The organism is Rheinheimera metallidurans (assembly GCF_036983985.1).
Classification (GTDB): domain Bacteria; phylum Pseudomonadota; class Gammaproteobacteria; order Enterobacterales; family Alteromonadaceae; genus Alishewanella; species Alishewanella metallidurans.
On the sequence record NZ_JALAHQ010000002.1, the window covers coordinates 1 to 18,978 of the forward strand.

General features: G+C 42.6%; 18 protein-coding genes. 9 read left to right on the plus strand and 9 right to left on the minus strand.

From position 1 onward, the window contains the following. Positions 1 to 120: 120 nt before the first annotated feature. The 4 genes from MN199_RS05450 to MN199_RS05465 form a co-directional block, all read right to left on the minus strand. Complete coding sequence (locus MN199_RS05450; protein WP_335738682.1) at positions 121 to 1,563, minus strand: SLC13 family permease; 1,443 nt, start codon at positions 1,561 to 1,563, stop codon at positions 121 to 123. 17 nt (positions 1,564 to 1,580) lie between these two features. Further along, the gene (locus MN199_RS05455; RefSeq protein WP_132583230.1) at positions 1,581 to 2,342 is read right to left on the minus strand and encodes a pseudouridine synthase; all 762 of its coding nucleotides are present in this window, start codon (positions 2,340 to 2,342) and stop codon (positions 1,581 to 1,583) included. Between the two features lie 122 nt (positions 2,343 to 2,464). After that, entirely contained in the window at positions 2,465 to 4,516 is a 2,052-nt protein-coding gene (locus tag MN199_RS05460; RefSeq protein WP_335739188.1) for a hypothetical protein, read from the minus strand. Positions 4,517 to 4,806: 290 nt separating this feature from the next. Continuing rightward, entirely contained in the window at positions 4,807 to 6,441 is a 1,635-nt protein-coding gene (locus MN199_RS05465) for an electron transfer flavoprotein-ubiquinone oxidoreductase (protein ID WP_418338082.1), read from the minus strand. Between the two features lie 201 nt (positions 6,442 to 6,642). On the opposite strand from MN199_RS05465, the gene MN199_RS05470 reads away from it, so the two are divergent. Further along, positions 6,643 to 7,392 (plus strand): electron transfer flavoprotein subunit beta/FixA family protein, encoded by a 750-nt coding sequence (locus tag MN199_RS05470; RefSeq protein WP_335738684.1) that lies wholly within the window; start codon positions 6,643 to 6,645, stop codon positions 7,390 to 7,392. Further along, positions 7,392 to 8,318 (plus strand): electron transfer flavoprotein subunit alpha/FixB family protein, encoded by a 927-nt coding sequence (locus MN199_RS05475; RefSeq protein WP_335738685.1) that lies wholly within the window; start codon positions 7,392 to 7,394, stop codon positions 8,316 to 8,318. Before MN199_RS05470 ends, MN199_RS05475 begins: the two co-directional genes overlap by 1 nt. A 98-nt stretch (positions 8,319 to 8,416) precedes the next feature. On the opposite strand, the gene fur is transcribed toward MN199_RS05475, so the two are convergent. Beyond that, positions 8,417 to 8,857: a ferric iron uptake transcriptional regulator gene (gene fur, locus MN199_RS05480; protein WP_132583240.1), complete on the minus strand. Its 441-nt coding sequence runs from the start codon at positions 8,855 to 8,857 to the stop codon at positions 8,417 to 8,419. A 154-nt stretch (positions 8,858 to 9,011) separates the two neighbouring features. Here fur and MN199_RS05485 point away from each other — a divergent pair, with 154 nt between their 5' ends. After that, on the plus strand, positions 9,012 to 9,479 hold the full coding sequence (locus tag MN199_RS05485; protein WP_335738686.1) for a DUF4442 domain-containing protein: 468 nt from the start codon (positions 9,012 to 9,014) through the stop codon (positions 9,477 to 9,479). 38 nt (positions 9,480 to 9,517) lie between these two features. Here the strand turns inward: MN199_RS05485 and fldA are convergent, their stop codons facing one another. The 4 genes from fldA to MN199_RS05505 form a co-directional block, all read right to left on the minus strand. Then, on the minus strand, positions 9,518 to 10,048 hold the full coding sequence (fldA, locus tag MN199_RS05490) for a flavodoxin FldA (RefSeq protein WP_335738687.1): 531 nt from the start codon (positions 10,046 to 10,048) through the stop codon (positions 9,518 to 9,520). A 13-nt stretch (positions 10,049 to 10,061) separates the two neighbouring features. Further along, on the minus strand, positions 10,062 to 10,334 hold the full coding sequence (ybfE, locus tag MN199_RS05495) for a LexA regulated protein (RefSeq protein ID WP_335738688.1): 273 nt from the start codon (positions 10,332 to 10,334) through the stop codon (positions 10,062 to 10,064). 11 nt (positions 10,335 to 10,345) lie between these two features. Then, positions 10,346 to 10,546 carry a DUF2788 domain-containing protein gene (locus MN199_RS05500; RefSeq protein WP_335738689.1) on the minus strand — a complete coding sequence of 67 codons (201 nt, stop codon included), beginning with the start codon at positions 10,544 to 10,546 and terminating at the stop codon, positions 10,346 to 10,348. A 65-nt stretch (positions 10,547 to 10,611) separates the two neighbouring features. Further along, positions 10,612 to 11,382: an alpha/beta fold hydrolase gene (locus MN199_RS05505; RefSeq protein ID WP_335738690.1), complete on the minus strand. Its 771-nt coding sequence runs from the start codon at positions 11,380 to 11,382 to the stop codon at positions 10,612 to 10,614. A gap of 109 nt (positions 11,383 to 11,491) precedes the next feature. Between MN199_RS05505 and seqA the strand changes: the two genes are divergently transcribed. The 6 genes from seqA to MN199_RS05535 all read left to right on the plus strand — a co-directional run bounded on the left by seqA (position 11,492) and on the right by MN199_RS05535 (position 18,972). After that, positions 11,492 to 11,998, plus strand: a complete 507-nt coding sequence (gene seqA / locus MN199_RS05510) for a replication initiation negative regulator SeqA (RefSeq protein ID WP_335738691.1) — start codon at positions 11,492 to 11,494, stop codon at positions 11,996 to 11,998. Between the two features lie 12 nt (positions 11,999 to 12,010). After that, positions 12,011 to 13,660, plus strand: a complete 1,650-nt coding sequence (pgm, locus tag MN199_RS05515) for a phosphoglucomutase (alpha-D-glucose-1,6-bisphosphate-dependent) (RefSeq protein WP_335738692.1) — start codon at positions 12,011 to 12,013, stop codon at positions 13,658 to 13,660. Positions 13,661 to 13,834: 174 nt separating this feature from the next. Continuing rightward, the gene (locus tag MN199_RS05520; RefSeq protein ID WP_335738693.1) at positions 13,835 to 15,484 is read left to right on the plus strand and encodes a tetratricopeptide repeat-containing diguanylate cyclase; all 1,650 of its coding nucleotides are present in this window, start codon (positions 13,835 to 13,837) and stop codon (positions 15,482 to 15,484) included. Positions 15,485 to 15,557: 73 nt separating this feature from the next. Beyond that, on the plus strand, positions 15,558 to 16,637 hold the full coding sequence (astE, locus tag MN199_RS05525; protein WP_335738694.1) for a succinylglutamate desuccinylase: 1,080 nt from the start codon (positions 15,558 to 15,560) through the stop codon (positions 16,635 to 16,637). Positions 16,638 to 16,810: 173 nt separating this feature from the next. Then, positions 16,811 to 17,995 (plus strand): thiamine pyrophosphate-dependent dehydrogenase E1 component subunit alpha, encoded by a 1,185-nt coding sequence (locus tag MN199_RS05530; protein WP_132583260.1) that lies wholly within the window; start codon positions 16,811 to 16,813, stop codon positions 17,993 to 17,995. Further along, positions 17,995 to 18,972 carry an alpha-ketoacid dehydrogenase subunit beta gene (locus MN199_RS05535; protein ID WP_335738695.1) on the plus strand — a complete coding sequence of 326 codons (978 nt, stop codon included), beginning with the start codon at positions 17,995 to 17,997 and terminating at the stop codon, positions 18,970 to 18,972. Before MN199_RS05530 ends, MN199_RS05535 begins: the two co-directional genes overlap by 1 nt. Positions 18,973 to 18,978: the final 6 nt, after the last annotated feature.

Genomic DNA, 18,978 nt, shown 5'->3' on the forward strand with positions numbered 1-18,978 from the left:
TATAGCTCAGCTGGTAGAGCGCGACCTTGCCAAGGTCGAGGTCACGAGTTCGAACCTCGTTACTCGCTCCAAATTAAAAAACGCAGCCTAGAGCTGCGTTTTTTATTGCTTGTGATATCACTAAAAATGAAAGATATGGCGCGCTATAAACAGTACAAACACGGTAATCAAGCCAATAGCGATGATATTAAGTACTAAGCCCGCCTTCACCATATCAATTATCTTCAACTTACCTGAAGCAAACACTATAGCGTTTGGAGGTGTGGCCACCGGCATCATAAAGGCGCAGCTAGCAGCTACCGCAGCCGGTATTACTAGCATGGCAGCTGATGTATTTAGCGATACAGCAATTGGGCCAAGCAAAGGTAAAAATGCCGCCGCCGTCGCAGTATTACTGGTGATTTCTGTTAAAAATATAATGACGGTTGTTACTAACAAAATAAGTAATACCAGATTGATATTACCTAGCTGGCTAATTTGCAATGCGATATAAGATGATAAGCCAGAGTTATCTATCTGTGCCGCTAAGGTTAAGCCTCCGCCAAATAGCAATAAAATACCCCACGGTAGTTTTTGGCAATCTTCCCACTGCAAAATACGCTGTCCAGTTTTTAGTGAGATTGGCAAGATAAATAGTAAGCAGGCCGCCGCAATAGCAATTAAGGCATCATCCAGTTTTATACCTATTATTGAACTGATAGGGCGATTAAATACCCAAAAAAAAGCCGCTAATACAAAAACAACTAAGACTAGTTTTTCCGCGATATGCATTTTACCTAGCTGTTGTAACCGAGTAGCATAAAGCGCGCGGCTATTTAGTTTGGGCAAAGCATCTAATTTAAAGTGGATTTGAGTTAGCCAAAACCAACAAAAAAAGAGTAAACAAATGGCTAATGGCACGCCAAATAGCATCCAATCGCTAAAGCTAAGCTGTAACTGGTAACTGCGTTCAAGATACGCCGCCAGTAACGCATTAGGCGGCGTGCCAATAAGGGTAGCAATGCCGCCGATGCTGGCAGAATAGGCAATGGCCAATAATACCGCTTTGGCAAAATTCTCGTCTTTACAGTCGTGATCTTGTTGCATGGCGATAATAGATAAACCAATAGGTAACATCATTACTGCTGTAGCGGTATTGGACATCCACATGGATAAAAACGCGGTGACTATCATAATGCCGGCTATTTGCTGGCTAGGCTTGCTACCAACCAATAACATGGTTAATAGCGCAATTCGCTTGTGTAAATTCCAACGCTCCATCGCTATGGATAATATAAAACCGCCAAGAAATAAAAATATTAACGGGTGAGCGTAGGGTGCAGTAACGTTGCTAATAGAATCGAGCCTAAGCAGCGGCACCAGCACGATAGGTAAAAGTGCAGTAACGGGAATAGGCACTGGCTCTGTAACCCACCATAGCGCCATCCAAGCGGTAACGCCGCTAATTAGCCATGCACTGTGCGACATGCCCGCAAAAGCGGGCTCAGATAGTAGCGTAAGCAAAAAAAGCGAAGGGCCAACGAGTAATGAAAGATAATAAGGCCAAGTAAAATTAAAGCGCATCACAACCTCAAATTACGTTAATCGTCAAAGCTATTAGTTAACGCGGTATTGTCTTGGTTAATATTATCCGAGGTAACAAGTTGTTGTTCTAACATACGAATTTCAATAGGCTCTAATAAACGCCATTGACCAGGTTTTAAACCCGCTACACGAATATGCATAATGCGAGTGCGTTTTAAACTTTGTACTTCATAGCCGAGATATTCACACATACGCCGAATTTGTCGGTTTAAACCTTGAGTTAAAATAATAGTAAAGCTTTGCTTTGAGCGCTGTTGAACGGTGCAAGGTAGGGTGATGGTATCTAAAATTGGCACGCCACGGCTCATTTGTTGAATAAAACGCTCCGTAATCGGCCGATTTACCGTAACGACGTATTCTTTTTCGTGAGCATTACCGGCGCGGAGAATTTTATTAACGATATCACCATCATTGGTAAGAAAAATAAGTCCATCAGAGGGTTTATCTAAACGGCCAATAGGGAAGATACGTTCGGGGTAGCGCACTGCGTCAATAATATTTCCCTGTATATGACGTTCAGTAGTGCAGGTAATACCCACGGGTTTATTGTAAGCAAGATACACTCGTTTTGGTTTGGCTTTTAATGGTTTACCATCAATCAGTACCTGATCTTGTTCCGATACTTTTAAACCAACTGGCGCAACTGCACCGTTTACCGTTACTTGGCCATTTTCAATAAACTTATCGGCCTCGCGCCGAGAACAAAAACCGGTGTCACTAATAAATTTGTTTAAGCGAAACAAGGTGGCGTCAGACATAAATACACTAAATTCCAATAGGGTCAACGTGTGCCGATAGTTTAGGGGGTAAGACTGCTTTTCGCTACAACATATAAAAAAAAGGCTTAACATTGTTAAGCCTTTTTCTCGGTTATCTCAATTTACTTAGCTGCGTCTGACTGCGAGCTAGGCTGTGCATTAAGTGAAATAACTTTTGTCTTACTAATTTTATGCCGATAAATTTCACGCAGGTATTTAATGGCCTTTTTAACGCTGTCGCGACTTAAGCGTATATCGTTAATTGATACAAACTTATCTTTATTATGAATAAGTTCACGATACTTTTTCTCGTACATTGGTTTGATAGCGTACCAGTTGGTATCAAGAATTTTTGCTGGGTTTTCAAATTCATTTAGCATGGTGTCAAGCTGTGCTTCGTCAAATTCGTCTGAACGAATAAAATTAAGCATGGCTTGGTCTAATTGCTCGTCAAAGCGGTAATTATCTTTGGCAAAACAGCGCTTAATAAAAGCAACGATTAAAGTTAAAAAATCATCGCTTAAACATGGGCTTTTTACAATTAGTGTTGTGAGCGAAATATTGGCAGAGGCGCCTATTACCAACGCATAACGTTTTAATGTGGTGTTAGGAAATAACGAGTTTAGGTGCGACTTTAACCGGTTAAGATCCATGTAAGATAACTTGTAGTCTTTGGGTAATGACACAATAGACACTACAGAGGAGCAGTTCTTAAAGAAGTGAAGATCGTTCAATTCTGCAGCGTTGTAGCCGTTTTTTACATAGTTAGCCAAGGTTTCACGATAACTGCTCGACTCTATAGGCAACAAACTTATGCCTTCAATGGCTTGTGTCACTTTGTTAAAGTGCGGTAAATCAATAGAGCGGAAAAACAAATCATCAATATTCAAGCTGGTGCCAGTTTTTTTATCGGTCGCGTTAGCGTCAGGCGGAATAACTGACTCAGCATAAGCTATGGCAACCGGGCCAGCTAAACTCATAAACAGGTCGTTGGCGTCTAGCCGAATAGTTTCGCCGATGTCGATGCCGGCACGACGGAAATAGTTCTCGTCGTAATCTGTGGTTACTGCTTGCGCTGTTAAAATATTAAAAATTTGCTGAGAAATATATTGGTTAGCATATTTTTCCATGGCGTTAACATCGATATGTTGGATACCACCATCATCAGTTTCTTCGGCATAGCGCATAATGTCGTTTGAAATCAGCATCATCGCGTTCCAAGGGCGAATGCGATGCATAACACTAGATTCGCTGGTTTCTTCGTTATCAAAGTTATACGAAAAATCCCATTCTTCAGCTAAGTACTTACATAATAAGCGGCCAGCATTAATATGCAGCGCTTCTGACATTTCGACACCGTGATCCGAAATGTTCGGTAAAATACAAATACCGCTGGTAAATATAGGTTCAAAGACAAAAGAGTGGCCGCGATTTTCTTCATCTTCGGCTAAGGTGCGGGTATCAAAGGTTTTGCTCATATAGGCATATTGCTGAGCTAAACCAAATTCAGAAGCCATGCCGGAACCTGTACCACCGCCAGCGCTGAAAATATAGAAATACAAACGCGATTGGTTGGCTTTTATGCCACAGGAGTCGATAAGGTAAGAGTGAATATTTTTCCAATCGGTGTTGGCAAAACGCTGCGTATCTTTATTAAGAATAATTTTAGCTAAATATTGTCCCAAAATAGGGGCGTTACCGGCACCACCGGCATGAACTTCAGATAAGTCCATAATTTTCATTTTGGTGTAATCATGCAAAAAGCCGCTGCTTTCGCCTTTATGTGAAAAGCGAATACGGCCTTCGATATCTTTATCTAAGTCGCCAAGCATGACTAAAGGCTCAATTAAGAATACCGGCTTTAACGCTTGAGAATTAGATAAATGCAGGCTGCGCTTAATCCAGCGCATGGGTTGGTATTCTTGCTCGCGAGATTGCTTTTCTTCGTTATTAAATTCGTTCAGGTAAAAGTTGCGGGCGTTATACACTAATGAGGCGACATCAAGCGCGATATTAGAGCCACAGCGGCCTAAGCCAATAAGGCAAACCGATGGGAAATTCTGCTGCTTGCGGCTTTCAATTTCATTATCTGGATTCTGGACCGGAAATACACTAGTACGTAAAGCGTCTAGGTTGGTGAGTATTTTGTTGAGATCACGCTCGGTAAAATACATATAGCGATCACTAGCAAAAGAGGGTGCGGCAACTGTTGTTGCAAGTTTTTTCACTGCTGTTTTTACAGCAAGCACATCCTCTTGGGAATTAAATTCGTTTTTTATTTTATTGTTCATCAATCTACTTCCTGTCTCTGTCGAGGCGATACTGCAAGTAATATATGTTACGTTCAGTATTAAAGGTAGTAGTTGTTTGAAATTAAGCTAGCGTTAAGAAAGTTAAAACAAAATTGCAGCAACTGAGCATACTATATAGAACCTGAAGTTTACATAGTATGCTCGATAGCCCCTCACATATTCGGGTAGTTAGGCCCACCAGCGCCTTCAGGTGTCACCCATGTAATGTTCTGCGACGGATCTTTAATGTCGCAGGTTTTACAATGAATACAGTTTTGCGCGTTTATTTGAAATTTAGGCTCGTTTTGCTCATCTTGCACAATTTCATACACCCCGGCAGGGCAGTAACGTTGTGCGGGCTCGTTATATTTAGGCAAATTAACACTAATTGGAATACGCGGATCTTTTAACTTTAAATGACACGGTTGTTCTTCTTCGTGGTTGGTATTGGATAAATACACTGAGGTTAAGCGGTCAAAACTTAAAATATTATCAGGTTTAGCGTAATGAATAACCGGTGCCTCACTGGCTAATTTCATTTGCGCATAATCGTAACTATTGTCTTTTAGTGTAAACGGTAGTTTACCGGCAAAGATGTTTTGATCCAGCGTGTTGAATGCACCGCCCCAGAAGGTACCAAATTTATGCATTGCCGGGCCAAAGTTACGTGAGCGATATAATTCGTCATATAACCAGCTGTTTTTTATCGCATCAGCAAACTCGATTAAATCTCTACCTGCGTTATCGTCTGTTTGCAGTGCGCTAAACAGCGTTTCGGCCGCCAACATGCCAGACTTCATGGCGGTGTGGTTGCCTTTAATCTTGGCAAAGTTTAGTGTTCCGGCATCACAACCGACTAATAAACCGCCGTTGAAGCTCATTTTAGGTAGGCTGTTTAATCCGCCCTTAGTGATAGCCCGAGCGCCGTAGCTAACACGCTTACCATTTTTCAAATACTGGCTAATAACCGGGTGCTGTTTATAACGTTGAAACTCTTCAAATGGGCTTAAATGCGGGTTGCTATAATTAAGATCGACAATTAAACCCACCATCACTTGCTGGTCTTCACCATGATATAAATAACCACCACCAGAGGTGTCACCAGTTAAAGGCCAACCGGCTGAGTGCACGACTAAGCCTTCATGATAATTTTCGGCGGGCACATCCCAAATTTCTTTAAAACCCAATGCATAATGCTGCGGTGACTGGCCTTGGTCTAATTTAAAATGGCTGATGAGTTGTTTACCCAAATGCCCGCGGCAACCTTCGGCAAACACCGTGTACTTAGCGCGCAGCTCCATGCCCGGTGTAAAGCTATCTTTAGGTTGGCCATGTTTATCTAAGCCCATATCACCAATAAGAATACCTTTGACCACGTCGTCTTCAATTAATACTTCGCTGGCGGCAAAGCCGGGAAATATTTCTACACCTAATTGCTCCGCTTGTTGTGCTAACCAGCGACACAAGTTAGCAATTGATACAATGTAGTTACCGCTGTTGTGCATGGTTTTTGGTACAGCTATGCTGGGCAACTTGGTTGCGTGCTCGGCATTTTTAAACAGATAAATATCATCATGTTTAACCGTGGTTTTTACGGGGGCATCAAGCTGCTGCCAATCAGGGAAAAGTTCTGCTAGCGCGCGGGTTTCAAATACTGCGCCCGATAAGATGTGAGCTCCAACTTCAGAGCCTTTTTCTACCACACAGACTGAAAGCTCTTTTGCTGCGGCTTTGGCTTGTTGCATCAATCTGATCGCAGTAGACAAGCCCGCTGGGCCGGCACCTACTATTACTACATCAAATTCCATTGATTCTCTTTCCACTGCACGCACCTCTTGGAGTTTATTATTTACAGCTTACACCGCTTTTATCATGGTGTTTAGGGTATTGCAGGTTGACGTTAACGTCAACAGTAAGTAAATTGTGACAAACATAACTATTATAGCTTTACCTTAACGTAACCCTGTAGTGAATCGCGTAATTTCTTGCGGGAAAAGAATGAGGAACATATGAAAATATTAGTGCCGGTAAAACGGGTAATAGATTACAACGTAAAAGTACGTGTAAAAGCCGATCAGACAGGTGTTGACTTAGCAAACGTCAAAATGGCACTTAACCCATTTTGTGAGATTGCTATAGAAGAAGCGGTGCGTTTAAAAGAGGCGGGTAAGGCATCTGAAGTGGTAGTGGTATCTATAGGTACTGCTGCTGTGCAAGAACAGCTAAGAACGGCGTTGGCGCTGGGTGCTGATCGCGCAATACATATAGAAACTGAACTGAGCTTAGACTCACTGCAGGTTGCTAAGCTGCTGGCCAAATTAGTTGCACAAGAGCAGCCTAACTTAGTGATCTTAGGCAAGCAGGCAATTGACTCAGATAACAATCAAACCGGCCAGATGTTAGCTGCGCTTACCGGTATGGGGCAGGGAACCTTTGCCTCTAAAGTACAAATAAACGACGACAAGGTACAGGTTACTCGCGAGATAGATGGTGGTTTGCAAACGGTTGAACTAACACTGCCTGCAGTCGTTTCTACCGACTTACGTTTAAACGAGCCACGTTACGCATCGTTGCCTAATATTATGAAAGCTAAAAAGAAGCCACTTGAAGTAAAAGCGGCTGACAGTTTTGGTGTTAATTTGCAGTCGAATGTTACCGTAGTAAAAGTTGCTGCACCTGCTGTGCGTCAAGGCGGTATTAAAGTGGAATCAGTCGCTGAACTGGTTGACAAATTAAAGCATGAAGCGAAGGTGATCTAATGGCTATTTTACTTATTGCAGAACATAACAATCAAAGCTTGAAAAGCGAAACGCATAAGGTCGTGCAAGCGGCGAGTGCAATTGGTGGTGATATTACCGTGCTGGTTGCCGGTTTAAATTGTGCTGCGGCAGCAAATGAAGCTGCAACCATTAAAGGTGTTAGTAAAGTATTACTGGCTGATAATGCGGCCTATGAGCATCAATTAGCGGAAAACATCGCCGGTTTAGTTGCAGAATTAGGCGCTAATTTCAGCCATATTTTGGCGGCAGCAACGACTACAGGTAAAAACTTTTTACCTCGCGTGGCAGCAATGCTAGACGTAGCACAAATTTCTGATGTTATCGCCATTGAAAGCAGCGATACCTTTGTCCGGCCTATATACGCCGGTAATGCTATTGCAACGGTTAAATCTACTGATGCAATTAAAGTATTAACGGTGCGCCCAGCCGCGTTCCGTGCTGCACAAACGGGTAACAGTGCAACGGTTGAAACTGTTGCGGCAGTGCACGATGCTGGTGTGTCTAAATATATTAGTGCTGAATTGACTAAGTCTGAACGTCCTGAATTGACAGCGGCTCGCGTGGTTATTTCTGGTGGTAGAGGCATGCAAAATGGCGAAAACTTTGCGCTATTAAACGGCATTGCGGATAAGCTAGGTGCGGCAATAGGCGCATCGCGCGCTGCGGTAGACGCGGGTTTTGTGCCGAATGATATGCAGGTAGGTCAAACCGGTAAAATTGTTGCACCTGATCTGTATATTGCAGTAGGGATCTCTGGTGCAATTCAGCATTTAGCTGGTATGAAAGACTCAAAAGTTATAGTAGCAATTAATAAAGATGCAGAAGCGCCGATATTCCAAATTGCGGATTATGGTTTAGTTGCTGATTTATTTACGGTATTACCGGAATTAGAACAGTTGCTGTAACGAGAATTACTAATAAAAAAGCCAGCTAAATGCTGGCTTTTTTGTTGCTACCGTTTAATAAGCAACAAATTTACGCGCTTTAACTTTAGTGTAAGTTATTAATTAGCTGCGCTATTTTTTTTACACTGCACAGTGTCTTTACACTCGCCGTATAAATATAAACTATGATGGCTAAGTTTAATGCCATTTTTTTCGGCAATCTCTAGCTGCTTAGCTTCAATAACATCATCTTCAAACTCAACCACTCTGCCACATTTTAAACACACAAGATGATCGTGGTGCTCGCCGTCTGACAATTCAAATACTGACTTACCGCCTTCAAAATGATGACGGGTGATAATACCTGCGTCGTCAAATTGATTTAGTACGCGATAAACTGTTGCTAGGCCAATATCTTCGCCGATATCGAGTAATATTTTATAAACATCTTCGGCACTAATATGCTGATGTTTTGGATCTTGTAAGATCTCTAAAATTTTTACCCGTGGCAAGGTCACTTTCAGGCCGGCTTTGCGTAACTCACTGTTGTGATCTGACATAAAAACTCTAACTCTGGCTTATACATGCCAAAGATTATAGAGGCATTGGCAGGAGAATGATACGGCAAAATGCCTAACAGATTTTAAAGCAAAGCTTGTTCTGTACAATTTGCAAAGTACAATAGCGTTTATCAGGTCGTACCAGAGTGTGTTTATGAAATGGATGTTTAATCCAGCAGTTATGCGGCATTTATTAAATTTTTGGCCGCCGTTTTTATTTCCTGGAATAAAAGTTGAAGAGTTACGCGACGATTATCGTTACTGCAAAGTGATATTAAAAGGGCGGCCTTGGACACGTAATATTAATAATAGCCAATTTGGTGGCTCAATGTTTTCGATGACCGATCCTATCTATCCGTTAATGCTGATGGGGGCGCTAGGTAAAGAGTATATTGTTTGGGACAAACAAGCAGACATTAATTTTATTACCCCAGGTAAAGGTAAGCTAGTGGCGGAGTTTTGGTTAGCTGATCATGAAATTGATGCAATTAAACGGGCGACAGAAAGTGGTGAAAAACATTTTCCGCAGTTTATAGTACATATTAAGGATAGTAATAACCAGATTGTGGCAGAGGTAAACCGCACGGTGTACATTCGCAAAAAGGCGCAGTATCGGCCTTAAGTCGCAGCTAAAAAAGCCGGCACTAACGCCGGCTTTTTCTAGATACCTTCAAATTCTTTTAGGCTCATTTCTTCGTATATTTGTTTACACCATTGCTTAACGCGCTGTTCGGTTAGCTCTGGTTGGCGATCTTCATCAATACCTAAACCTACAAAGTGCTTGTCGTCCGTTAAGGCTTTAGATGCAACAAAGTTGTAACTCGCTGTTGGCCAGTGGCCAACGATAATGGCGCCTTTAGGTTCAATAATATCGCGCAGTGTACCCATAGCATCTAGGAAGTACTCAGCATAATCTTCTTGATCACCGCAGCCAAAAATTGCGACCAACTTGTTCTTAAAGTCAATATTCTCTAACTCAGGGAAAAAATCATCCCAATCACACTGCGCTTCGCCATAATACCAAGTAGGGATACCGAGTAGCAGTAAGTCAAAGGCCGCAATATCTTCTTTACTACTTTTAGCAATATCGCGAATATCAAACAAATGTTTACCCAGTTCTTTCTGGATCATTTTGGCGATATGCTCAGTGTTGCCGGTATCACTACCAAAAAAAATGCCTACAGTTGCCATTAATCTAACCTTCTTACCTAGATAAAACTTGAGCCAAAATATGTTCTAAATACGCACTGCGTGTCATTTTGGCTTGTTCAGCTTGTTCACTCAGTGCAGTATATAGTTGTTCAGACACTTTAAACTCAATGCGCTTTAAACCTTTACTACGATCACGTTTAACTTGATTACGCTTGTTCAGTTTAAGCTGTTCGTCGCGAGGCAACACGTTAGTTTTTGGCCGCCCGGGACGCTTATCCTGCGCAAATAAATCAATTGTGGTGCGATCAGTGGCAATTTTCGCCATTAATCTTAACCTTATTGCTCAAAAAAATACGGTACTATGCTTTTGATAATAAACACTGCAGGCGAAAGAAATAGCACCAGCCAGACAAAAAACTGGCCGAATTTAGGTGCATTACTTTTCTTTAGCACATCGCGTATTGCCATAATGATAAACAAATACAAAATGCCAAGCCCAAACCATAAACCCAAAGACTCAAACTGCTCAATAGACATGGTATTAAACCTGAGCTATAAAAAAGTGCGCGCATTGTAGCATAACTTGGCAGAAATTTAGTGTGTTAACGTAATAAAAAGTCGATAACTAATCGGCTAAACATGGCTGGTTTTTCAGCATGCAACCAATGGCCGGTGTCTTGAATAACTTTCGCTTCGGCTTTGGGGAATAGCTGCGTAATGCGTTGTTTATATTCAGGTAAAATATAATCTGAATTACCGCCTTTAATAAACAGCGTCGGTCCAAGATATTGCCCTTGTTCTGCCCCGGCTGAAATTAACTCATTATAATTATCGTGTAACGCGGCTAAATTAAAGCGCCAAGCAAAACTGTCGTTTTCTTTAATTAAACTTTTTAGTAAAAATTGTCGTACGCCAGGCTCAGTAATAAATTCCGCCAACTGTTTATCGGCATCAGTTCGGCTGGTTATACTTGCTAAATTAACGGCTATTAAACCAGCAAACACATTACTATGCCGAGGTGGGTAGTGTATTGGCGCTATATCGGCCAAAATAAGTTTGGTTACGCGCTCGGGATAAGCTAGCGCAAATGCCATAGCAAGTTTGCCGCCCATAGAATGGCCTAGCAGTGCAACCTGGTTAATGCCTAAAGCATCAAGTGTTTGCGCCAGATCTTCTGTCATTAGTGCATAATTCATCTGTTCACTATGCTCAGATCTGCCGTGGTTACGCACATCAATGTTAATTATGTGAAACTGCTCACTTAAACTGCGTGCTATTACGCCTAAGTTCTCATAACTACCAAACAGACCATGTATTAGAACTACAGGTGTTGAACTGTTGTGCTGGCCACTGCTATGGGTATATAAAAGCATAGAAAACTCGCTTATTTAGTTAAGGATGTTAGTTTATCAAATCATGTTGCTGGCGTCAGTCGATAAGGCTTTATATAATGGCTTCACCTTTAGCGCGCGGAATAAATATATGAAAACCATCGAAATAGATGACGAGCTGTATCAGTACATTGCTGGTCAAACTAAAAAAATAGGCGAAAGTGCATCAGAAATCCTACGGCGTTTGCTGCTAGGTGATGCTGCAGCTTCAGTGCCTGAAACGGTGGAAGTCATAACCCCTGAATCGGTATCAGTAGTTAATAACAATATTTTTGATCTTGTGCATAAGCAAGACTTGCAAGCAGAGTCGAGTGTGGTGGGGCGGTTTTTGTTTATTTTATCGGCCTTAGCCCGCGCGCATAAAAAGCAATTTACTAAAGTATTGGAGATTAAAGGCCGTAATCGACTGTACTTTGGCCGCAGTGCCGAAGAGCTGTCAGAAGCGGGTAGTAGCACTAACCCTAAGCAGATCCCCAATACTGATTTTTGGGTTATTACTAACTCAAATACAACGCGTAAAAAAATGATGTTAACCGAAACCGCCGCTAAGCTTGGTTACACTGAGCAGGACGCCGAACGCATTCGTGATTTGTTATAACAAGGAATTTTTATGTCTTTACACCCACTTGCTGGGCAACCGGTGCCAAGCGCATTAGTGCCTAATATAAGCCGACTTATGACGGCGTATTATGTACTTGAGCCCGATGTACAAATGCACCCAGAGCATAAAGTGAGTTTTGGTACTTCAGGCCACCGTGGCAGCGCATTAAGCTGCTCATTTAACGAACCACACGTGTTGGCAATTTGTCAGGCAATAGCAGATTATCGAAAAAAGCACGCGATTACTGGGCCATTATTTTTAGGTAAAGACACCCATGCCTTATCAGAAGCGGCCTTTGCTACTGCGCTTGAAGTACTAATAGCGAACAAGATTCAAGTGTGTATTCAAAAAGACTTCGGCTATACGCCAACACCGGTTATTTCGCATGCCATTTTAACGCAGAACGCTGGTGCAACATCGCAACTCGCCGATGGCATTGTGATCACACCATCGCATAATCCGCCGCAAGACGGTGGTATAAAATATAATCCGCCGCATGGTGGCCCAGCCGACACTGATGTAACTAATTGGATAGAAGCACGCGCTAATGAGTTGCTAAGCAAGGAGTTAGAAGGCGTAAAAATGATGCCTTACGCCTTGGCGCTACAATCCGGCTATTGCCAGCATATTGATTATATTGAGCATTATGTTGAAGATTTAAAGAATGTTATCGATATGGATGCCATTGCTAAAGCCGGTATTCGTATTGGTGTTGACCCGCTAGGTGGTTCAGGGCTGGCTTACTGGCCACGCATTGCTAAACGTTATGGTTTAAACATTACCGTGGTTAACGACAAGATTGATCCAGCGTTTGCATTTATGCCGTTAGATAAAGATGGGCAAATTCGCATGGACTGTTCATCTGAATATTCGATGGCGAATTTAATAAAGTTAAAAGACCAGTTTGATATCGCTATTGGTAATGATCCCGATTTTGACCGCCACGGCATTGTCACCAAAAGCGGTGGTTTAATGAACCCAAATCATTACCTAGCGGTTGCCATTAACTACTTATTGGCTAATCGATCACAGTGGCATAACGAGTTAGCTATTGGTAAAACGTTGGTATCCAGTGCCTTAATTGATCGCGTGGTTGCCGCTCGTGGTCGCACTTTGTTTGAGGTGCCGGTAGGTTTTAAGTGGTTTGTTGAAGGTTTACACAATGGTAAGGTTGCTTTTGGCGGTGAAGAAAGCGCTGGCGCCAGCTTTTTACGCTTTGACGGAACCGCTTGGTCTACCGATAAAGATGGTTTTATTTTGGGCCTATTGGCCGCCGAAATGTTAGCTAAAACCGGCATTGATCCGTATTTGCAATATCAGGCGTTAACGCAAGAGCTAGGTTCACCATTGTATAAGCGGTTTGACGCGCCCGCCACAGCAGGACAAAAAGCGGCCCTGAAACAACTGGATGCCAATAGTGTTTCGCAAACCCAGTTAGCCGGTGATGCCATTCTAGCAGTGTTAACCAAGGCACCAGGCAATAATGCAGATATTGGCGGCGTTAAAGTGGTAACTAGTAATGGCTGGTTTGCCGCACGGCCGTCAGGCACTGAAAACTCATATAAAATTTACATGGAAAGCTTTGTTGATGAAGCCCATTTACAACAGTTAGAGCTGGATGCTAAGGCATTTGTTGAATCTGTATTCAGTAAAATATAAGCTGTGGTAATATTTCGACATCTTGATAAGAATGCAGCGCTGATGATGGCCAATAATATAATACGGTGTTACTAGTTGCTAATGGCTAACATGTTCAGTGCGTACATAAAGCGAGCGAGGGCGATATTTATTATCGCCCTTCTGTTTTGCAGTTGTTTAGTTAAAGCCTCTGCATTGTCAGAGTTAGAATTAATTGATGATACGAAAGCCATCGATATTAGCGCGTTTCGAGAAAAACTTGCCGATTTCTCGCGGCAACATAAAGTTTTATCGGCCGATGAGTTGAGCTATTTTCAATTGTTGCAAGGGTATAGCTATATTCTCGTAAACGATTACAAAGCCGCCACCCGTCAGTTAGAAGATATGCTGATGACCGCGCAAAATAACGACCTACGATTTCGCGCAAAAGCATGGTTAATTAATGCTTACATTTTGCAGTATAATTATCAAAGCGCGTTTTCTTTTTTAGAGCAAATTAACCGCCAAGTTGAAGATATTAGCAATATCCGCGCCCGCGACCACGGCATGAGTATATTAGCCTATACCTACAACCAGCTTGAGCAATTTGATACGGCAAAATATTATGCCGAGCAATTAGTTAGCGACACCTTATCGGGAAAAACACGTTGCCATGCTAACCATCATGTGCTTGCCGCCTTAGTGGGGTTGGCACAATGGCGTGAGTTTGACCAACGTTATAACGCCGCCGAAGCGCAGTGCTTAGCTGTTGATGAACGCTTGGTAGTAAGTTTAATGCGGTTAAAGTATTTAGACTATTTACTGCACGACAACCGCGCTATTGAAGCTATCAGCTTTTTTAAAACGATAGCCGCTGAAATTAATGCTACGGCGCACAAACAGATTATTGCCAATGCCCAGCTGTTATATGCCAAAGCGTTATTTCAGCAAAAAAACTATCCAGAAGCCTTAACTGAAGCTAATAAAGCGCTAACGTTATTCGAAGGCAGTGATGACAATAAAGTTTCTGTTGCAACCTACGCGTTATTGCAACAGCTTCACACGATAAATAAAGATTATAAACAGGCATTGGCATACCAGCTAAAATTTAGTGATGCTGAAAAGACACTCAGTGACGCACGCTATAAGCGAATGCAGGCCTATTACATGGCGCGTACTGACGTTGATACTAACAATCGACAAATGGCGATGTTGCAAAAAGATAATGAACTTACTTTATTACAAAAAAATGCCTATCAACAACATATTCAACAACAACGCCTATTAGCTTTAGCGCTAATTAGCGTGTTAATTCTGATCAGTGTTTTACTCTATTTAGCGGTTACTGGGCGTCGCCGGTTTAAAAGGATGGCCGAGTTTGACCAACTTACCGGGATTAGTAATAGATATCACTTTAATAACCAAGCCAAGGTAGCGTTAGACTATTGCGAAAGTAACACTAAGCCCGTTGCGCTTATGCTGTTTGAATTGGATAACTTTGCCCGCATTAATCAAGAGTACGGCCAAGCAACAGGAGATTGGCTGTTACAGCGCGTGGTGCTTACCTGCCGTAATTTTATGCGTAATAATGATGTGTTTGGTCGAATTGGTGATGAAGAGTTTGTACTTGTGTTGCCCGGTTGCCTTACTGATAAAGCCGTATTACTAGCTGAAATATGCCGTGACGCCATTAGTAATATTACTAAAGTCGATAGTATTCCGCCGTTATCGATTACGGCAAGTTTTGGTGTAACAGGTTCTGATAATTCAGGTTATCAATTGAAACAATTACTGGCTGATGCCGACGTTGCTATGTATCAAGCAAAAGCGGCTGGGCGAAATAGAGTTGTGGTTTTTTCCAGCTAAGCAGCCAGCAATGTGTTGTCTAATGCACTAATACTGTAGAATTAACGCCAGTCTTATTTTATGGAGCTGGCGCATGTCTGAATTTACTGATTTAAAATCGTTGTCTAGCGCAGAATATTTACAACAATCTGGCGACTTCCTCAAGCTTACCCTAGAGCAACCGGATACGCTTGAACCCTTTAGTTTTAACCTAACCGACGGCACCAAGGTTCAGGTTTGGGATACTGGCGTTATTTGTTTTGAACCTGCAGTGTTAACCCCTAATGATATTGTGTTGTCTTGTGGTGTGCATGGTAATGAAACTGCGCCAATTGAAATTTGTGCTGCGCTGGTGCAAGACGTGTTACTCGGCCGTTTAACGTTAAAACATCGCCTATTAGTGCTGTTTGCTAACCCGCCAGCCATTAATGCGTCAACGCGTGAAATTAGTGAAAATTTAAATCGTTTATTCTCTGGCACGCATAGCAAAATAGACGGTGCACATAACGCAGAACGTACGCGGGCTAAGGCTTTGGAACAGTATGTAAGTCAATTTTATAATGCGGCACGCGTAACTGAAACGGTTTCGCGTAACCGCTGTTTGTATGATTTACATACTGCGATTCGCGGTTCTCGTTTTGAAAAGTTCGCGGTATACCCATTTTTGCATAACAAGCCGTGGCAAAAGGCTCAGTTTGAGTTTCTGCACGCCTGTGATGTAACAACGGTGCTATTAATGCAAACCCCTGCAACTACCTTTAGTTATTACGCCTCTAACACGCATGGCGCCGACTCTTTCACTATAGAGCTAGGCAAAGTACAACCTTTTGGCCAAAACGATATGCGGCGCTTTACCAAAGTGAACCACGCACTGCGCCAATTAATTAGCGAAGATGCGGTAACAACCAAAAGTTTTGATGAGTCACAATTTCAGTTGTATCAGGTGTATCGCGCAATTAATAAACAGACGGAAGCGTTTGAACTACATTTTGCCGATGATGTCGAAAATTTCACCTGCTATCCTGTAGGCACATTGCTAGCAAGCGATGGCGAGATTGAATATCGTGTCGAGCAAGAAGGCGAAGCGTTGATTTTCCCCAACGCTAAGGTCGCAAAAGGCCAGCGTGCCATGCTGATGGTGGTGCCAACCAGCGTAGTGCATAACTTAGCTTAACGCAGAGTTTGGCTAAACGTGGCGGCGTAAAAGAGTAAATTTTTGCTGACACTCCTTGGCCTAAATTGGTTGTGCAAACCTAGCCTGCAGTTGCAATGCAGTTTACGTAAAGGTAAAGTTGCCGCCGACAAGAAGCTGAATGCTTAATATGTTTAACAAATAAGAGACACCCTATGACGAACCCAAATAACGCCACCATCACGACGGTGCACACTGCAGAGTTTACTGCCGGTGATGCGTTAAAAATTCCTACGTTACGCATTTTGCGAGACGATGGCAGCCTTTACGAAGGTGCCGTTGCGCCAGAGCTAGATAAGGCTACTGCGCTTAAAATGTACGATACTATGGTGTTTATTCGTGTGCTTGATGAGCGCATGCTAGCAGCTCAGCGCCAAGGTCGTATTAGCTTTTATATGCAGTGCTTAGGCGAAGAGGCCACTACCGTGGGTAGTGCGGCTGCATTAGATGACAAAGACATGATTATGGCGCAGTACCGTGAACAAGGTGCGTTGCGTTATCGCGGTTTCACGTTAGAGCAGTTTATGAATCAATTGTTTTCTAACGAAAAAGATTTAGGCAAGGGCCGTCAAATGCCAGTGCATTACGGTAGTAAAGATATTTACTACATGACTATTTCATCTCCTCTGGGTACGCAAATTCCACAAGCCAGTGGTTATGCTTATGCACAAAAACTGCGCGGCCTTAAAAACGGCACTATTTGCTACTTTGGTGAAGGCGCTGCATCTGAAGGCGATTTTCATGCCGGTTTAAATATGGCAGCGGTACATAAAGCGCCAGTAATTTTCTTCTGTCGTAATAACGGCTATGCCATTTCAACACCAGCTAGTGAGCAGTTCGTTGGTGACGGTATTGCTTGTCGTGCCGTAGGTTATGGCATGAAAGCGTTGCGTGTTGACGGTGCTGATATTTTAGCGGTGTTTAAAGCAACACAAATGGCGCGTGAACACACGATGAAACACAATGAGCCGGTGTTAATTGAGTCTATTGCTTATCGCTTAGGCGCGCACTCTTCATCTGACGATCCTAGTGGTTATCGCTCTAAAGAAGAAGAAGAGAAATGGCGGCAAAATGATCCTATTTCACGGTTTCGTTTATGGTTGCTGGAAAAAGGTTGGTTAAACGAAGCCGATGACAAAAATACCATTGATGCATTACGTACAGAAATTTTAGATGCATTAAAAGTAGCAGAAAAAGTGGCTAAGCCTGGTATTGAACACCTTATATCTGATGTGTATGCAGAACCTATTCCTGCGTTACAACAACAATTAGACGAACTAAAAGCGCATATCCGTAAGTATCCAGATGCTTATCCGGTAACAGCGGGGAGACTAGACTAATGGCAAAAATGAACATGCTTCAAGCCATTAATAATGCGCTTGATTTAGCGATGGCCAAAGACGATAGCGTAGTATGCTTTGGCGAAGACGTTGGCCACTTTGGTGGTGTATTTCGTGCTACCAGCAAGTTACAAGAAAAGTATGGTAAGGCACGCTGCTTTAATACTCCGTTAACCGAACAAGGTATCGCTGGCTTTGCCAACGGTATGGCGGCACAAGGTATGAAACCGGTCGCTGAAATTCAGTTTGCCGATTACATTTTTCCGGCGTTTGATCAAATTGTTAACGAAACAGCTAAATTTCGCTACCGCTCAGGTAACGAGTTCGACGTAGGTGGTTTAGTGTTTCGTAGCCCTTACGGTGGAGGTATCGCTGGCGGCCATTATCATAGCCAATCACCAGAAGCCTATTTTGCTCATACTCCTGGTTTAAAAGTGGTGATACCGCGTGATCCTTATCAAGCTAAAGGCTTGCTATTAGCGTCTATTGCGTCACCAGATCCAGTTATTTTCTTTGAACCAAAGAAATTGTACCGTGCATCAGTGGGCGAAGTGCCAGAAGAGTATTACGAAATAGAACTGGGTAAAGCCGAAATAACGCAACAAGGTAAAGATATTACCGTGCTAGCGTGGGGCGCCCAAATGGAAACGGTACAAAAAGCGGTGGAAATGGCAGAGAAAGAGGGCATCTCGTGTGAAGTAATTGACCTGCGCAGCATTTTACCGTGGGATGCTGACACGGTTGCTAACTCAGTGAAGAAAACCGGCCGTTTAGTTATTAACCACGAAGCGCCATTAACCGGTGGCTTTGCTGGTGAAATTGCCGCAACTATTCAAAAAATGTGTTTCTTACATTTAGAAAGCCCAATTGAGCGCGTGTGTGGTTTAGATACACCCTATCCATTGGCACTAGAAAAAGAGTATGTGGCCGATCATTTAAAAACCTATGAAGCTATTAAACGCTCGATCAATTTCTAACGGAGG

Excerpts from the sequence above, each read along its gene's own strand:
- MN199_RS05485 (WP_335738686.1), top strand. The coding sequence starts at position 9,012 with ATGAAATGGATGTTTAATCCAGCAGTTATGCGGCATTTATTAAATTTT.
- MN199_RS05505 (WP_335738690.1), bottom strand. The coding sequence starts at position 11,382 with ATGCTTTTATATACCCATAGCAGTGGCCAGCACAACAGTTCAACACCT.
- MN199_RS05500 (WP_335738689.1), bottom strand. The coding sequence starts at position 10,546 with ATGTCTATTGAGCAGTTTGAGTCTTTGGGTTTATGGTTTGGGCTTGGC.
- pgm (WP_335738692.1), top strand. The coding sequence starts at position 12,011 with ATGTCTTTACACCCACTTGCTGGGCAACCGGTGCCAAGCGCATTAGTG.
- ybfE (WP_335738688.1), bottom strand. The coding sequence starts at position 10,334 with ATGGCGAAAATTGCCACTGATCGCACCACAATTGATTTATTTGCGCAG.
- MN199_RS05470 (WP_335738684.1), top strand. The coding sequence starts at position 6,643 with ATGAAAATATTAGTGCCGGTAAAACGGGTAATAGATTACAACGTAAAA.
- MN199_RS05450 (WP_335738682.1), bottom strand. The coding sequence starts at position 1,563 with ATGCGCTTTAATTTTACTTGGCCTTATTATCTTTCATTACTCGTTGGC.
- seqA (WP_335738691.1), top strand. The coding sequence starts at position 11,492 with ATGAAAACCATCGAAATAGATGACGAGCTGTATCAGTACATTGCTGGT.
- MN199_RS05535 (WP_335738695.1), top strand. The coding sequence starts at position 17,995 with ATGGCAAAAATGAACATGCTTCAAGCCATTAATAATGCGCTTGATTTA.
- fur (WP_132583240.1), bottom strand. The coding sequence starts at position 8,857 with ATGTCAGATCACAACAGTGAGTTACGCAAAGCCGGCCTGAAAGTGACC.
- MN199_RS05465 (WP_418338082.1), bottom strand. The coding sequence starts at position 6,441 with ATGGAATTTGATGTAGTAATAGTAGGTGCCGGCCCAGCGGGCTTGTCT.
- MN199_RS05455 (WP_132583230.1), bottom strand. The coding sequence starts at position 2,342 with ATGTCTGACGCCACCTTGTTTCGCTTAAACAAATTTATTAGTGACACC.
- MN199_RS05460 (WP_335739188.1), bottom strand. The coding sequence starts at position 4,516 with ATGTATTTTACCGAGCGTGATCTCAACAAAATACTCACCAACCTAGAC.
- fldA (WP_335738687.1), bottom strand. The coding sequence starts at position 10,048 with ATGGCAACTGTAGGCATTTTTTTTGGTAGTGATACCGGCAACACTGAG.
- astE (WP_335738694.1), top strand. The coding sequence starts at position 15,558 with ATGTCTGAATTTACTGATTTAAAATCGTTGTCTAGCGCAGAATATTTA.
- MN199_RS05475 (WP_335738685.1), top strand. The coding sequence starts at position 7,392 with ATGGCTATTTTACTTATTGCAGAACATAACAATCAAAGCTTGAAAAGC.
- MN199_RS05530 (WP_132583260.1), top strand. The coding sequence starts at position 16,811 with ATGACGAACCCAAATAACGCCACCATCACGACGGTGCACACTGCAGAG.